The following is a 14,959-nucleotide window of genomic DNA, read 5'->3' as shown; positions in this document are numbered from 1 at the left end:
TGGCATAAAAGAGTCCGCCCGCCCCAGCCACCGTGTGCTTTACTATCTGCAATGCTGATTCACGGAGGAAATACCCATGGCTATTGGCGGCTTGATTGGATTACTGGACGACATTGCCGCGCTGGCGAAGCTATCCGCTGCATCACTGGACGATGTAAGCGCCGCGGCTGGTCGTGCGACGGTGAAAGCGGCAGGGGTGGTGGTGGATGATGCGGCGGTGACGCCGCAATATTTGCACGGGGTAGTGGCAGAGCGTGAATTGGCGATTGTGAAGCAGATCGCGCTGGGCTCTATCCGCAACAAGCTGATTTTTATCCTACCGGCGGCGCTGCTGCTGAATCATTTTCTGCCCGGGCTACTGCCGATCATCCTGATGATGGGCGGCACCTACTTAGCTTTTGAGGGCGCGGAGAAGGTGTGGCATAAGCTCTCTGGCCAGCATGACGATGACAAGCCTGCGGTTGAGAAGGGGCCGGAAGCTGAGAAAAAGATCGTGAGTGGTGCCATCCGCACCGACCTGATTCTCTCTGCTGAAATTATGGTGATTGCGTTGGCGACGGTGTCTCACCAAGGATTCTGGTCACAGCTAGCCAGCTTGGTGGTGGTCGCGTTTGTGATCACGATACTGGTGTATGGCGTGGTGGCCATGTTGGTCAGGATGGACGATGTTGGCCTACAGCTTGCCCAGCGGGATCACTCAGGCGTACAAGCCCTGGGCCGTGGCTTGGTCACGGCCATGCCCAAAGTGCTCGCGACCATCTCAGTAGTGGGCACCATCGCCATGCTGTGGGTGGGCGGGCATATCTTGATGGTGAATCTGGGGGCAGAGGGAACGGGCTGGTTCAACGCGCCCTACGAGTGGGTGCATCACATCGAGCATGCCATTCATGAGTCCACCGGTGCCTTTGGTAGCACGCTGGGCTGGAGCTTCAAAACGCTGTGCTCGGCGGTGATTGGCTTTTTGGTGGGCTCGGTGGTGGTGGGGGTGTTGCGCTTCGTTCCTGCCAAGCGGGCGCATTCTAAATAGCGGCGCGGTACCATACCCGCTTACTAACGCCAGCCCCAAGAGGCTGGCGTTTCACTACCTGCTGAGGCTTTTGCTATGACACGCGTCGCTATCTTCGTGGATACCCAGAACGTCTATTACACCGTGCGCGAGGCCTACGGCAAACATTTCGATTACCGCCGTTTCTGGGCCCAGGCAACGGCCAACCGGGAGGTGGTGGCCGCCCGCTGCTATGCCATCGATAAGGGGGACGCCAAGCAGCGTGAGTTCCAGAATATCCTTCGCTCGATTGGTTTTGATGTCCGGCTCAAGCCCTTCATCCAGCGCGCGGATGGCTCCGCCAAGGGCGACTGGGACGTGGGCATCACCCTCGATGCCATCGAATACGCCGAGAAAGCCGATGTGGTAGTGCTGGTCTCCGGCGATGGCGACTTCGATCTGTTAGCCCAGAAAATTCGCGAGGTGCACGGTAAACGTGTCGAGGTCTACGGTGTGCCCCGGCTCACCGCTGCCTCGCTCATCAATGCCGCGAGCGAGTTCATCCCCATCGAGGGTGACTTGTTGCGCCATCACACCTCTTCGATGCCTTCTACCAAAAAGACGCGGTAATCGGCACCCAGGAAGCGGTGCTTGCGGGCTTCTTGGTAGGCGGGGCTTTGGTACCAGGCGCGGGCGGCGGCCATGTCCGGGAAGCGTAGAATCACCGCACCTTCCATCGCGCTGCCTTCCAGCACTTCAAAATCGCCGTAAAACGCTAGCGGCTGCGGGTCGTGGCCTTCGCGGGCGGCTTTGGCTTTTTCGCTGTAGCGCTGCATCTCTTCGCTGTTGTGGGTGTGTTCACGGGTCAGAACGATATAAGCGGGCATTGCTTTTTCCTAGATAAGATGACAAGACGCTCCAGCATACCATTGCCGACGGGCGCTGCGTTATGAATCAGGGCGAGTGGGGCCGTTGGTGGGGGTGTACGCGTCCGCTTCGATAACGGCGTCGTCCTCTACCGCGCGTTCGAGCTGGCGGTGCTCTAGGGCAGCGAGCGCGATGCGGTAGCAGTCGTCGATGTGGCTGTTACCCATGTATTTCATGACGGTAAAGCTGATGCCGCCTGCCACGGCACTGCCGATCAGCGGTACGAACTTGGATGCGCCTTTTGCCGCCACCCGAACGCCCATTTTGCTGAGTAGCGAGACGATGAGGTTCTGGGTGATGTATTTGCCCGCCATCTTGCTGCCGGTGTTGGAGATAGCGGTCATGACGAACAGCTTGCTCTCGGTATCCAGGCCGTCGATTTGCTCCGGTGTCACGCCAAACTGGCTATTAATTTTGGGGATGATGCGCATCAGAATCGCCACGTCCGAGCCGATATCCAGCCCCGGTACGGGGATGGTGGCGGTGCCCGCTGAGAGTCCAGCACTTTTGGTGACCATCGCTTGGCATGTCTTTTTGATGGCCTCGAGTTCTTCCTTCGTTTCGATCATGGGCAGTTCCTTTGGGGGATGGCCGCGCGTCATTTGAGCAAAGATTGGCGGTCGCCACAGCGGGTGTCACTGCAGCTGGGCTGGTGCTCATACAGCGTTTGGATGATTTGGCAGTCGGCGGCTTTGCCGCCCCGGCACTGGTGCACCACTTGGCGCAGCTCGTCGGCTAGCGCCTGAAGCTTGGCAATGCGTGCCTCCAGGTGCGCGAGATGGCGGCTAGCAATGTCATCGGCGGCGCTGCAGTCGGTATCTGGGTGGTCGGAAAGCTCGAGCAATTCCTGAATATTGTGTAGGTCTAGCCCTAGGCTGCGGCCATGGCGAATAAACCCAATGCGTTCCAGCGCGGCCTGACTATACAGCCGGTAGCCTTGCTCCCCACGTTTGGGTGGTGGCAATAGGCCCAGCTTTTCATAGTGGCGAATACTCTCTGGTGAGCAGCCTGTGCGGGCAGCAACATCTCCAATGCGGTAATACGTAGTCATCGGCTTGGCCCTGTAACGATTACAGGGTTTAGGCTAGTCCTCATTCCCACCGTGAACAAGTAGGTGATGAGATGACGCTGATAACCGAGCTGCTACAAATTGCCTTAACGGCGGCCCCGTGGCTGCTGCTGGGGCTGGTGATTGCCGGGCTGATTAAGGCGTGGTTGCCAGAGCGTCTACTGCAGCGCTGGATGGGCGGGCGCGGCCTGGGCAGTATTGTACGGGCGGCAGTGATTGGGATGCCGCTGCCGCTGTGCTCCTGCGGGGCGATTCCCACCGCGATTGCGCTGCATCGGGGCGGTGCGGGGCGCGGGCCTACCACGTCGTTTTTAATCAGTACCCCAGGCGTGGGCGTGGACTCGATATTGCTCACCAGCGTGTTGTTAGGACCGTTGATGGCGGTGGTCCGTGTGGCTGGCGCGTTGGTAACGGCCATTGTGACGGGCCTGCTGGTCGGTTTTACCCGCGATGCTGCAAAGGCCAGCCCCGCCGTCGCTTCCGCTGGCTGTTGCTCCTCGAGCGGTTGCCACGACCATCACGCTAACGCCAATGAGCCGGGAGGCTTGAAAGCGGGGCTGCGCTATGCTTTTAGCGACCTATTGGATGATATCAGCGCGTGGATGTTTGCCGGGCTGCTGCTTGCCGGTGTGCTGGTCACTCTGGTACCGCCGGATACGCTGGCGCAGTTTTCGGGCGGTGTGTTGGCGCTCATGCTGATGGCAGTGGTGGGTATTCCGCTTTATATCTGTGCGGCGGCAGCTACGCCAGTAGCGGCCGGGCTACTGTTAGCGGGTATCTCGCCTGGGATGGCGCTAGTGTTTTTGCTGGCGGGGCCGATTACCAGCCTAGCAACGCTGGCCATTCTGCGCCGCGAGCTGGGTAACCCAGCATTGGCGGTTTACTTGGCTAGCGTGCTGGTAGTGACCGTACTGGTAGGTTGGCTGTTCGATGCGGCCGTTGCCTTGGCCGGTTGGAACCCGGTGGAGCAGGCCAGCCAAGTGCAAGAGCTGCTGCCCCACTGGTTGGAGTGGTTGGCTTTGGTAGCGCTGGCGCTGGTAGCTATTAGGCCGCTGCGCCGCCGTTTACTGGGGTTTTAACCTTAGCTGGGGTTGTAATCTTGGTGTTTTAAAACGAGCTTAGCGGGTGTCTTTATAAATGCGCCCGCCTTTCATAATCATGCGCAGGTTCTGCTCTGGGTCGTGTAGGAAATCCAGATTGCGGCTGGGGTCGCCGTCTACTAGCAGTAGGTCTGCCCAGGCGCCGGGTTCGATCTTGCCTAATGTGCCGGGGTAGGGGTTGCGCGGGCCGGAAAGCGCAAGCAGCTCGCCATTGCGGCCGGTGGCCATGGCCAGCACGGTGAGCGGGTCGTAGAAGCGGGTAAGTTTGGCGAGCTGGCGCAGCTGGTTGGGGGTGTTTTGCGGGTTGAACAGAATGTCAGTGCCCCAGGCGGTTTTAATATCAAAGCGCTGAGCGAGTTCATAGGCGCGCACGGTGCCTTCTGCCACTTGCCGCTGAGACTCTCGGCGGGCGGCGTCGGGGTAAACGTTGGAATCTTCGTCCTGTAAAAACGGCTGTAGGCTCCACCATGCGCCTTCGCCTGCCATCATGCGGGCGGCTTCTTCATCGGCTAGTTGGCCGTGCTCAATGGATTTTACCCCTGCCCGCAGCGCACGCTGTATGCCCCTTGGGGTGTACACATGCACCATCACGTAGGTGCCCCAGTCACCGGCGGCATCCACGGCGGCGCGCAGTTCGCGCTCGGTAAACTGGGTGCTGTCGAGTGGGTCGTACAGCGAAGCCACGCCGCCACCGGCCATCAGTTTGATTTGCGAAGCGCCTAACATGAGCTGCTCACGGGTGCGGCGCAGCACTTCATCTTCTCCATCGGCAATCGCGGCGACCCCTTGGTGCTCTTGTTCACTCAGCGGCGTGGTGCTGCCCCGAGGAATATCATGACGCATGCGGAAATCGCCGTGCCCCGAGGTTTGGGAAATCATCGCCCCGGCGGGAAAGATTCGCGGGCCATCCACAATGCCTTCGTTAATGGCGCGTTGCAGCGCAAACGAAGGCCCGCCCACATCACGTACTGACGTTACTCCGCGCATCAGCGTGCGTTTGGCTTCTTGGGCCGCGACCAGATGAATGTAGCCCACATCAGCCGTCATGGCGGTGGTTTGGGTAATGGCCGCCAGCGTGGTGTGCCAGTGAGCATCAATGAGCCCCGGCATCAGTAGCCTGCCTCCACAGTCGAAGACTTCCGCTCCTTCGGCGGTGGCATCGGCGGGGAGAATGGAGTGAATCCGGCCCTCTTCAATACGCACTGACACGCCGCTTTGCACCGCACTGCCACTACCATCAAACAGCTGCAGATTGGTCAGCAGCAGCGGGCCGTTGGCTTGACGCGGCTGGGCACTCACCACCGAGGGCACGCTAAGCCCGGCAAACATCGCCATCACCGCAGCGGTGCCGCCCAGCACTTGGCGTCGGCTCAGGTCGGCCATGACCCGCTCATGAAATTGCTGCAGCATGGGTGAGCCACAGCAGCATGCGCCGGGCCCATGAGAAGCATGCCCATGAGGCAGAGGAGTGTGTATATACGGGGCGTGGAGCGTCTTGGCGGCGGGCATAAGCGGTCTCTCATCGGCTAAGGGCGATCATACTTAATAAACTATAGTGAGTGCCGGTAAGCAAGTGCGCGATGGGGAGTCAGTGCGAGGTGGGTAGATGCGGAATGAGCGGGTGGTCTGCCACCCGCTTAAATCCTACTGGTTATTCTTAAGGGCTCTTTTTAAGTGCTCTTTTTAAGGGCTCTTCTTAAGGGCTATCGGGTGTGACGCGCCAAATGGCGTTGGTTAAATCGTCGGCGATGATCAGCGCGCCGTCGGGGTCAATAGTGACGCCTACCGGGCGGCCACGAGTGCGGCCATCGTCGGTGAGAAACCCCGAAACAAAATCGATGGGGTCGCCGCTGGGCTGGCCGTTGCTAAACGGCACGAAAACGACCTTATAGCCAACGGGGTCGGCGCGATTCCAACTGCCGTGCTCGCCGATAAACACACCTTCAGCGAACTCATCGCCCATTTCAGGGGTAGAAAAGGCGAGGCCAAGGGGAGCCACATGCGAACCCAGGCTGTAATCGGGGGCAATCGCCGACTCGACCTTCTCAGGGTCCTGTGGGCGAACGCGGGGGTCGACATGCTGGCCCCAGTAGCTGTAGGGCCAGCCATAGAAACCGCCTTCCTGAACCGTCGTGAGGTAGTCAGGCACTAGGTCGGGGCCTAGCTCGTCACGCTCGTTGACGACCGTCCAGAGCTGCTCGGTGTCGGGCTGAATCGCCATGGCGGTGGGGTTGCGTAGACCCGTGGCATAGGGGCGATGCATGCCCGTGTCAGCGTCAATCTCCCATATTTCTGCGCGGTCAACTTCCGCTTCCATGCCGCGCTCGGTGATGTTGCTGTTGGAACCAATTCCCACATACAGAAACTCCCCATCAGCACTGGCGGTCATCGCTTTGGTCCAGTGGTGATTGATCGCTGAGGGTAGCTCGGCAATCACTTCAGGGGGGCCGTCGGCTTCGGTTTGGCCCTCTTCGTAGTCAAAACGTACCAGGGCGTCTTGGTTGGCTACGTAGAGGTTGTTATCCACCAGCGCCAGCCCGTAAGGGGCATTGAGGTCTTCGGCAAATACTGACTGCTGGTAAGTGCCATCGCCATTTTCATCACGCAGTAAAGTTAAACGGTTGCCGCTCTCTACAGCGGTATTGCCCTGGCTCTTGATATAGCCAGCGATGAAGTCTTTTGGCTTCAACTGCGGTGCGTTGCCGCCGCTACCCTCGGCCACCAGAATATCGCCGTTAGGCAATACCAGCGTTTGGCGTGGAATCTGAAGATCGGTGGCAATGGCGGTAATGGTATAGCCATCGGGCACGGTAGGCGTTTGGTCGCCCCACTCAGCGGGTTCCGGTACCGTCATGTCGGGTAAGAGCCCACGGTCCGGTTCTGGCAATGTGGGATTGGCGCCGTACTGCTGAGCGCTAGCGCTGCCCGCGATCAAAAGCATCGCTAGGGGCGTGACATAGCGAATGTTGGAAACCTTCATGGCTTATCTCCTGCGCTGCGAAGGGAAAAACCGATCCAGGTTGCCGCACAGGCCAGCACGGTAACGACAATCGAAAGAACAAAACCGGTGGGCATCATCGCCCAGGCATCCCTGGCATGAGTCAGCGCATTGATAAAACCGACGATCCAGGTGACAAGCAGCAGACACAAATAAATCAGCGAGATGCCGCGACGTCGATGAGCCCGAAAAAGGCCGATAATGGCAGCCAATATCGCGAAACCAGTAAAAACAAGGCCGCCCGCAATAAGCCAGGAAGAGAAGGTGCTCCACTGGATATGGTAGCTAGTTGAGTAGAGGTAATCGCTTAACGCGGCACCCAGAAAGAGAGGAATAGTCCCTGCAAGCAGTACTGCATGAAGCGGATGTATTCCGCTTCGAACAGTGCGTTCAACAGTGGCTGTCACGGCAAACTCCTTATGCTGTTCAGCGAGTTAATGTACCTAAACTGGCATGGCGCATACGCGCATCCAGCCCAGGCAACGACATCATGTTCGTTGTGGCGGAGTATAGTTGACGATTGGGAACTTGCCCAAAGCGCAGCGGAGACTTGCACGCTACGTTTCGGCCCGTCCGTTATGGTGGCGGTTACTCAATTAAGAGGCGTTGAAGGGTGAGCTCATGCAGTCTGGAGTTTAGCGTTTCCAGCTCTCGTCAATCCGGCTGTAAACGCAAGGCATGCGAAGATGGTCACGGCATAGTTGATGTTTAACTGATCCATCAGCAGCCCGAAGATTGGCGCGCCTGCGGTTTGGCCGATAGCGATGGTCAAAAAGCCAATCATTAGACCCGTGGCCGGTCGATCGGGCAGTGCAGAGACACCCCATATTAGATAGACACCGGTGAGCATGATGTACGCTGCGCCGAAGAGCATGCCACCGCAGAGTGCCAATAAAGGCGTTGTGATACTGGTGCCAACTAACATAATGCCAGCCGCTAATGCCGCAAGAAAAAGCCAATGCGTGCGATCAATCCCGAACCGCGCGACTAACGTACCGGCCCCTGCGCCAGCGATACCGGCAGCACCAATAGCGATCCAAAGAAGCCCTGCGCCTGTCGAGCTCCAACCAAGCTGATGGGTGACGAGCTGACCGCCGAAAGACCAAAGCGCGGTACTGGACGCCCCCATCAAAAATGCGGCCGCGATCAGGCGAACAATAACGCCATTAATCGGTGGCAAGCCGGTGGCCGTTTTCGGGGCCGCTTTTGTTTCGCTGGGAACGATGAATGCCGCAGCTATCGCCATTATAAAAGCAGCGACAGCAAAGCCCGTGAAGGCCAACCGCCATTGTCCGCCTAGCATTAACGCGATTGGCCCCGAAAGCACCACCCCTGCGCTGGTACCAGCATTGATGATGGTGTTGGTAAGGCTTTGTCGATCAGGACGGACGATAACGGCAACCGCAGCTGCCATAGGGGGAGATGTTAGCCCGGTACTGGACCCTGCCAGCATGACCGCAGTGGCGAGCAATAGTGGAGACGGTGCTACTGCAATGCCCACCATGCCCACCGCTGCGACAAGGGCTGCTGCTACAGCAACGGCGCGGGCACCAATGCGTTCGGTTAGATACGCCGATAGCACGATGGCGACACAGTAGCCCAGAAAAGCACCGCCGGATATCAAGCCGCTGATGGTAGACGATAGGGAAAGGTCAGCATCGATTTGGGGCAGAAATAGCCCGAAGGCGAAGCGAGCAAAACCGTAGCAGACGGCAATCAGGCCAAAGCCTGTAGCGCCCAGGTAAAGGCTGGGATTCATGTGCGTGCCTGCTGGATGAGCGCTGACGCAGCGATACGCGCCGACGTTATTGACTCAGCCCCGCGATAGACCGCGGCCGCCGTCGCTCCTTCAAACAGAATAAGGATCTGTTCGGCCAGTTCAGGATTATGTTTGCCGCCGGTCTCTAGGAATACAATTGCCTGAATTTTCTCATACAGACTCGCCTTGTGTGCCAGCACAGCATTGGCAATTTCCGGTGTATCGCCACCGGTTTCGCCGTAAGCGCGCAGGAACAGGCACCCACGAGAGCCCTCGATCCGGACCCACTCTTCCAGCGCGCAAAATAGCGCCTCTACGCTCTCTACTTCGATGCGCTGCTGAAACCGGCGATGCCGCTCTGCGAGCACGTCAGTTATCAGCGCCGTTTTGCTGCCAGCATGTTTGTAGAGCGTGCGGCTCGACATGCCAGCAGCCTGGGTTAGTTTGTCCATTCCGGTGGCGGTAAAACCATGCCGGTCGAAAAGGAGTTCTGCTGCTGAAATAAGCTTTGTCTTGGTATCCATGCGCAAAGTGTAAAACGATCATTTTACATCGTCAATTGTTACCTTTTGCGATGGAGTGCATGGAGGCTCACATTTTGTTGAGCATCTCCACCGCCTGATCGAAGTGTCCATCCCGCTCCAACCAGCGCAGGAACTTCACGTTCTATCGCTGGTGCAGGACACGTCTGCGCGCCGCATAATGCCTGCATTGTTGATCAGTACATTGAGGTTGGGGGGCTCGGCGTCATTTGGTTGCCGGATTTCATGGCCAAAGGGCACGTATCCCGTGGCGAGCTGGTGCGTTTGTTTGATGATTGGCACCTCAATCCAATGCCAATGTACGTGGCGTTGCCGCCGAATAGGCGCGTTAGCGCCAAGCTGCGCGTGTTTATCGATTAGATTGTGGCGTTGATGGCGCAGCACGCACCTACGGTTGATCGACGGGGGATAGACGTTTGATAGGTGGGTGGGGCCGCGTTGGCTGATTCGCCATGATGCGCGCCAAGCGCTCCAGGGCCAGTTCAAGCCGCTCAATCAAGCCCTCCAACAATACCTGGCGGTCGGCGGGCACATCGCCGTAAGCCTTTATCGCCTCATCCAACTGCTGGCCTGCTTCACGAATCCATTGGGGTGGACGCCCGTTAGCGCTCTCTTCAAACCCGCTAGCTAGCGTGCCTAGTAGGTGGCGATGCGCCTCGCGGATGCTCGGGTGAGGTGCATCATCCAGCCGGTCACGCAGGCGTAGCGTGGCAGTGCCCAGGTCGAGCCCGGTCAAACCAAGAATAAAAAGATGGCGTTGTTGTTCTGGCAGCATGTCGTCGTGTTGGGCAAGCTGCAGCAGGCGGTCCGCCATGTGACCGCTGAAGCGGGTTTCGGCATCGCGAATCGAGCGCCGCGTTAACTCATGAATATCTTTCGAAATAGCGTTGATCAGACGCCGGCGTCTAAGGCGTGTGCCCAGCCCTGGCAGCAGACGAAAGGACATGACCACGCAGCTGAGCCCGATCACCACGGCCACCACCCGGTTGGCGAAACTGTCGAACGAGAAGTCCATGCCGTTGCCGGGCATGGTGAGCAGGATATTGAAAATGGTAAATGCCAGGCAGTAACCCATGGTCGCCGGGTTGGTGGCGCCCAGCAGGCCTAGAAACAGCGGCGTGCCAAACAGCATGGCCAGCATCGGAAAGCCATTGGCCTGTGAGAGCAACACATGGCCGAATAGAAAGGCGCTGGGGATTGCCGCCAGCATGCCTTTGTAGAACATCATAGTGATCGCGATAGGGTTGTCACGGCTGGCGAAGAACGCGGAAAACAGCGTGCCGAGCATCATCGCAATCATGGCGCTCTGCCAGGCGGTGACAATCCAAAAAGTCGCCAGTAGCGAGAACAAAAGACCCGAGCGTATAGCGTTGATACTGGCGGCGAGGTGGTCACGGTGCCAGGCCAGTGGCGAAGAACGAAGCTTATGGCTTGCCGGTGAGGCAATCGCCTCGCGGGCGTCAAGCATGACCATGGCGTGACCGATCGATTCACGTAGCCCCAGGCGGAGGCGACGGTCGAGAGGGGCAAGGCTGGCTTCTTCTTCACTTTCATGAACCCGATGTCGTAACCCCTGCAGGGCTTTGCGGGCGTCAGCCACTCCTTTGACATGTTCGGCATCGCGAAAACCATTCGCTACCTGACCCGCAAGCTCGATACTTTCAGGGGCAAGGCGGTCAGCGTGGTCGTGCATCAATTGGTGAAGCGCCTGCAGGTTGGCGAAAAAGCGCAATGTGCGTCGCGTTAGAACATGGGTAGCACGCACTCGGCCGGGGCCCACTGGGCCTTCAAAACGAGCCGCCTGGCTGTCGGTTTCCAGCACGGCCAGCGGGGTGAGGCTACCGCGCAGGGCCTCCTGCATGGCAGCTATATCGTCGCTGGCTTCCAAGCGTAGGGCGGCGTGGGTGAAGGCCTCGTTAATCACCGTGTCGGCCTGGGTGGCCAAATGTGTGCCCACATGAGAGGGCCATAACAGTGCGCTGACCAGCATGGCGCACAGGGCACCCAACCCCAGTTCGGTCATGCGTGCCACAGCAATGTCGAAAATTCCGGCTGGGGTGCTGCCACTGGAAATCACCACGATCAACATGGCTGTCACGGCGGCCATGAGGCAGCCGTAGGTGTAGTTATTGCGCCACAGCGAGCCGACGTAGGTACACAGCATAATCCAGCAGGTGAGCGTGAGCAGTGCGGGCAGGCGTGCCTGGGCAAACAGCGCCATGATGAAGATACCCACGATAGCGCCCAGCGCGGTGCCACCCAACTGACAGAGGCCTTTCTCGACGACCATGCCACTCATGGGGCGAATTTGCAGAAACGCCGCGGAAATCAGCGCCCAGTAGGGGCGCTCCACATCGAAAGCCAGCGCGACGTAAAGCGCTAGCATCATGGCCAGCGTGGTTTTAATGGCAAACTTTACCGCCGTGGCGTTAGGCGTGAAGTAGGTGCGCAAAAAGGGCGGCATGGTTACGGCGAAGTGGCCTGAGAAGACGATTCAGGGTGGATGTGCACGGTTGCGGTCATGCCCACGCTTAGCAGGGTGTCGTCGGGTACCGCGTCTAAGGTGATGCGCACGGGGATGCGCTGGGCTAGGCGTACCCAGCTAAAGGTGGGCTCAACTTGAGGCAGTAGCTGTTGATTGAGGGTGGTGTTGCTGTCGGCAATGCCACGCCCAATGCCCGCCACTCGCCCATTCAGGTGGGTATTGCCATTCATTAGTACTACCTCTGCCGGGTCGCCCACCTTAATTGAGGCCATTTTGGTCTCTTCGAAATAACCCATGACGTAGTAGGAGTCATCGGCAATGAGCGCCATCACGGGCGTGCCGCGATTGACGAAGTTACCGGTGGTGAGCTGAACATTGAGCACGTGCCCGCTAACAGGAGCGACGACCTGGGTGCGTGCCTGATCAAGTTGCGCACTCTCCAACGCGGATTGAGCCTGCTTGACATCGGCTTCGGCAATGCGCGAGTTGATTTGGGCGATCTGCTGGGCTTCGGCGCTAATGGCTTGGCTGTTACCCAACTGGTTGCGGCGTCCAGCTTCCGCACGATTGAGTTCTAAGGTGGCTTGGCGATGTTCTAGCGTGGCTTGAGCGCTGTCGACGGCGGCTTGGTAGCGGGTGTCGTTAATGGTGAACAGCGTTTCGCCCTCAGCAATATAATCGGTGTCGGCCACTTCAAGGCTATTTACCCAGCCGGTGACATCCGGTGCAATAGTGACGACCTCGGCGTGAACACGAGCGTCGCGGGTCCAGGGGGTATAGAGGTAGTAACGCCACAGCCAAGCACCGGCGGCGATAGCAATGGCAACGATGATCAGAGTGAGCAAAATACGAAGCGAAGGGCGCATCAACAGTTCTCTCAAGGGCTGCTACAAGGGCTATATCACAGGCGTTCAAGCAAGACGGTAAACAGAAAAGTGGTTGCCGCCATTAAGATGACAAAAAGCGAGATATCGAACCAGGCTTCATACCAGAGTGCATGCTCACCAACCACCCAGTGCAGCAGCGAGCGAATGACCAGTGTGCCGATAAAAGCCATCAGCGCGTAGATCAGCAGTGGACTGAGATAGATGCCGCCAACGGCAATTTCTTGAAGGCCCATAACATCCTTACTTGGCAGGGTGTTGATAATGATAAAAGCAATATTAGCCTGTTAACAATAGACGGGTCAGGGACTTTTTCTCCCTTTAATACTCAGAATAAAGGATGAAATCGAGCCGGTTTAGCGATGCCATAATGTCGTTATCCCTGCAAATACTTGCCTGGAAGCCGCTCGGCCAAAAACTCCATAAATAGCCGTGTACGCTGAGAAAGTGTGGCTTGGCGATAGTAAACAGCGTTCACGGCTTGGGTTTTAAGCTCGGTATAGTCGGGTAAGATGTCAACCAGTGCTCCCTTCTGGCGAGGAGCGATGGTCATAAAGTCGGCCAAGCAAACAATGCCTTCTCCGGCGATGGCTAGTTCTATGAGCGTGCTACCGCTAGAGGCAGAGAGTGTTGGTGAGATGTGCAAACGCTTGCCGTCGGCGCCGATGAGCGGCCACTGATTAAGGTGTTCTAACTGACTAAAACCCATCAGGCTGTGTTGCGCTAATTCATCAATGCTTTGCGGAGCACCGTGACGTTGAATATTGCTGGGGCTAGCGAGAAGTCGCAGCGGGCTATGTCCCAGCAGGCGAGCATGAAGGGAGGAGTCTTCCAAATCGCCGATGCGAATGGCTAAATCGACTCGCTGTTCCAGCAGATCGACAAACCGGTCGTGGGTATCCAATTCCAACGTAATGCCGGGGTAACGGGCACGGAATTCGCCAATGACCGGCACGATCACAAACTGCATAAAACTAGGGGCGGCGTTAACCCGAAGTCTTCCTTGAGGCTGGTTGTGGCGGTCGAGCAGGGCCTCTTCGGCCTCTTCCACGGCGGCCAGGATGCGTCGGCAGTGGGCGAGAAAGGTTTCCCCTTCTTCGGTCAGTTCCAAACGGCGGGTCGTGCGGCGCAGCAGCGTCGTGCCAAGCTTTTGCTCCAGGCGGTTTAGCGCACGGCTGACGCCTGACACGGTAATACCCAACCGTTCAGCAGCGGCGGTAATTGAGCCGCAATCCACCACGGTGATAAACGCCTGCTGCTCTTCCAGGGTGCTTTTCATCGTTGGTTTGAGGTGCCTCGATAAAAGGTTGATTATTGATTTTAGCGCAAAAGTCTCTTGCTAGATGTTTGGTTTTTCTTTCCTGCTCTGCACTGCACAATACTCGCCAATTAATGCCCTGCTTACTTCTGTTAAGCGGGGTGGTCACGATATACGGTGAGGTTGAAGCAATGAAGATACTGTTAATCAATGGCGGTAAAGCGTTTGCCCACTCTGGTGGTGAACTCAACAATACCCTGCATGCCGTGGCGGTGGATACGCTGAAAGAGCTAGGCCATGAAGTACGCGAAACGGTTATCGAGCAGGGCTATGAGGTTGCCACCGAAGTGCAAAACTACCTCTGGGCGGACAGCATTGTGTACCAAATGCCCGGCTGGTGGATGGGTACCCCCTGGACCGTCAAGCGCTACATTGATGAAGTCTTCACTGAAGGCCATGGCTCTCTGTACGCCAGCGATGGTCGCACTCGTCAAGACCCAACCCAACAGTACGGAAGCGGCGGCCTGCTGCAAGGCCGCCACTACATGCTGTCGCTGACCTGGAACGCGCCGATTGAAGCGTTCGACGAGCCGGGTAACTTCTTCGAAGGCCGTGGGGTGGATGGCGTTTACTTCCCGTTCCACAAATCTCAGGAGTTTATTGGCCTTGCGGCTCAGCCGACCTTTATTGCCAATGATGTGATAAAGGTGCCGAATGTAGAGCGTGATAAAGCCGCTTACCGCACCCACTTGCGCCGCGTGTTTGGTTAATTCGCCACGCTGCTAAAGCATTCACACACGCATCAACACAAGCGCCCACCGACGTCGGTGGGCGCTTTTTTGTGGTGCGCCAGGCATGGCGCGAAGCGCCGCTCAGGCGCTATCCGGTCAACCGTGGTGGTTGGCGGGATGACTTGGGGGTGAGAGTCCCCTACGGACCCTGATAGCGGGAA

The 14,959-nt window shown here is 57.9% G+C and carries 17 protein-coding genes; 5 read left to right on the top strand and 12 right to left on the bottom strand.

The annotated features are described in order from the left end of the window. The first annotated feature begins 76 nt into the window (after positions 1–76). Together BMY49_RS09120 and BMY49_RS09115 are read left to right on the top strand one after the other, a co-directional pair. A complete protein-coding gene (locus BMY49_RS09120) occupies positions 77–1,027 on the top strand; it encodes a DUF808 domain-containing protein (protein ID WP_074210976.1) in 951 nt (316 codons plus the stop codon). A 75-nt stretch (positions 1,028–1,102) separates the two neighbouring features. Then, complete coding sequence (locus tag BMY49_RS09115; RefSeq protein WP_074210975.1) at positions 1,103–1,615, top strand: LabA-like NYN domain-containing protein; 513 nt, start codon at positions 1,103–1,105, stop codon at positions 1,613–1,615. Here BMY49_RS09115 and BMY49_RS09110 read toward each other — a convergent pair. Genes BMY49_RS09110 through BMY49_RS09100 form a run of 3 tightly spaced genes read right to left on the bottom strand, consistent with a single transcriptional unit; the run spans position 1,576 to position 2,963 of the window. After that, on the bottom strand, positions 1,576–1,872 hold the full coding sequence (locus BMY49_RS09110; protein ID WP_058578686.1) for a DUF1330 domain-containing protein: 297 nt from the start codon (positions 1,870–1,872) through the stop codon (positions 1,576–1,578). The two genes, BMY49_RS09115 and BMY49_RS09110, sit on opposite strands and share 40 nt — an antisense overlap. Before the next feature lie 60 nt (positions 1,873–1,932). Next, entirely contained in the window at positions 1,933–2,481 is a 549-nt protein-coding gene (locus BMY49_RS09105) for a hypothetical protein (protein ID WP_244154940.1), read from the bottom strand. Positions 2,482–2,510: 29 nt separating this feature from the next. Beyond that, complete coding sequence (locus tag BMY49_RS09100) at positions 2,511–2,963, bottom strand: MerR family transcriptional regulator (RefSeq protein ID WP_044629818.1); 453 nt, start codon at positions 2,961–2,963, stop codon at positions 2,511–2,513. A gap of 71 nt (positions 2,964–3,034) precedes the next feature. Between BMY49_RS09100 and BMY49_RS09095 the strand changes: the two genes are divergently transcribed. Then, positions 3,035–4,060: an SO_0444 family Cu/Zn efflux transporter gene (locus tag BMY49_RS09095; RefSeq protein WP_089675424.1), complete on the top strand. Its 1,026-nt coding sequence runs from the start codon at positions 3,035–3,037 to the stop codon at positions 4,058–4,060. Between the two features lie 39 nt (positions 4,061–4,099). On the opposite strand, the gene BMY49_RS09090 is transcribed toward BMY49_RS09095, so the two are convergent. The 5 genes from BMY49_RS09090 to BMY49_RS09070 form a co-directional block, all read right to left on the bottom strand. After that, positions 4,100–5,491: a metal-dependent hydrolase family protein gene (locus BMY49_RS09090; protein WP_052509948.1), complete on the bottom strand. Its 1,392-nt coding sequence runs from the start codon at positions 5,489–5,491 to the stop codon at positions 4,100–4,102. Between the two features lie 286 nt (positions 5,492–5,777). Next, positions 5,778–7,061: a PQQ-dependent sugar dehydrogenase gene (locus BMY49_RS09085; RefSeq protein ID WP_044629816.1), complete on the bottom strand. Its 1,284-nt coding sequence runs from the start codon at positions 7,059–7,061 to the stop codon at positions 5,778–5,780. Next, positions 7,058–7,486 carry a DUF2231 domain-containing protein gene (locus BMY49_RS09080; protein ID WP_044629815.1) on the bottom strand — a complete coding sequence of 143 codons (429 nt, stop codon included), beginning with the start codon at positions 7,484–7,486 and terminating at the stop codon, positions 7,058–7,060. Before BMY49_RS09080 ends, BMY49_RS09085 begins: the two co-directional genes overlap by 4 nt. Positions 7,487–7,698: 212 nt before the next feature. Further along, complete coding sequence (locus tag BMY49_RS09075; protein WP_089675423.1) at positions 7,699–8,838, bottom strand: MFS transporter; 1,140 nt, start codon at positions 8,836–8,838, stop codon at positions 7,699–7,701. Further along, positions 8,835–9,362 carry a TetR/AcrR family transcriptional regulator gene (locus BMY49_RS09070; RefSeq protein WP_044629813.1) on the bottom strand — a complete coding sequence of 176 codons (528 nt, stop codon included), beginning with the start codon at positions 9,360–9,362 and terminating at the stop codon, positions 8,835–8,837. Before BMY49_RS09070 ends, BMY49_RS09075 begins: the two co-directional genes overlap by 4 nt. A gap of 243 nt (positions 9,363–9,605) precedes the next feature. On the opposite strand from BMY49_RS09070, the gene BMY49_RS18170 reads away from it, so the two are divergent. Continuing rightward, positions 9,606–9,740, top strand: coding sequence for a type 2 periplasmic-binding domain-containing protein (locus BMY49_RS18170; RefSeq protein WP_235253799.1), 135 nt, complete (start codon positions 9,606–9,608; stop codon positions 9,738–9,740). Between the two features lie 28 nt (positions 9,741–9,768). On the opposite strand, the gene BMY49_RS09060 is transcribed toward BMY49_RS18170, so the two are convergent. The 4 genes from BMY49_RS09060 to BMY49_RS09045 all read right to left on the bottom strand — a co-directional run bounded on the left by BMY49_RS09060 (position 9,769) and on the right by BMY49_RS09045 (position 14,028). Then, positions 9,769–11,844, bottom strand: coding sequence for an FUSC family protein (locus BMY49_RS09060; RefSeq protein ID WP_089675422.1), 2,076 nt, complete (start codon positions 11,842–11,844; stop codon positions 9,769–9,771). 2 nt (positions 11,845–11,846) lie between these two features. Further along, positions 11,847–12,731 (bottom strand): efflux RND transporter periplasmic adaptor subunit, encoded by an 885-nt coding sequence (locus tag BMY49_RS09055; RefSeq protein WP_089675421.1) that lies wholly within the window; start codon positions 12,729–12,731, stop codon positions 11,847–11,849. Positions 12,732–12,766: 35 nt separating this feature from the next. After that, complete coding sequence (locus tag BMY49_RS09050) at positions 12,767–12,985, bottom strand: DUF1656 domain-containing protein (RefSeq protein ID WP_089675420.1); 219 nt, start codon at positions 12,983–12,985, stop codon at positions 12,767–12,769. A gap of 140 nt (positions 12,986–13,125) precedes the next feature. Next, the gene (locus tag BMY49_RS09045; RefSeq protein ID WP_089675419.1) at positions 13,126–14,028 is read right to left on the bottom strand and encodes a LysR family transcriptional regulator; all 903 of its coding nucleotides are present in this window, start codon (positions 14,026–14,028) and stop codon (positions 13,126–13,128) included. Between the two features lie 170 nt (positions 14,029–14,198). Between BMY49_RS09045 and BMY49_RS09040 the strand changes: the two genes are divergently transcribed. Beyond that, the gene (locus tag BMY49_RS09040; RefSeq protein WP_089675418.1) at positions 14,199–14,777 is read left to right on the top strand and encodes an NAD(P)H-dependent oxidoreductase; all 579 of its coding nucleotides are present in this window, start codon (positions 14,199–14,201) and stop codon (positions 14,775–14,777) included. The last annotated feature ends 182 nt before the right edge of the window (positions 14,778–14,959 follow it).

Source organism: Vreelandella aquamarina, from assembly GCF_900110265.1.
In the GTDB taxonomy this organism is placed as follows: Bacteria; Pseudomonadota; Gammaproteobacteria; order Pseudomonadales; family Halomonadaceae; genus Vreelandella; species Vreelandella aquamarina.
The sequence above is the reverse complement of the archived record's forward strand: the minus strand, read 5'-3'. Positions and strand labels throughout refer to the sequence as shown.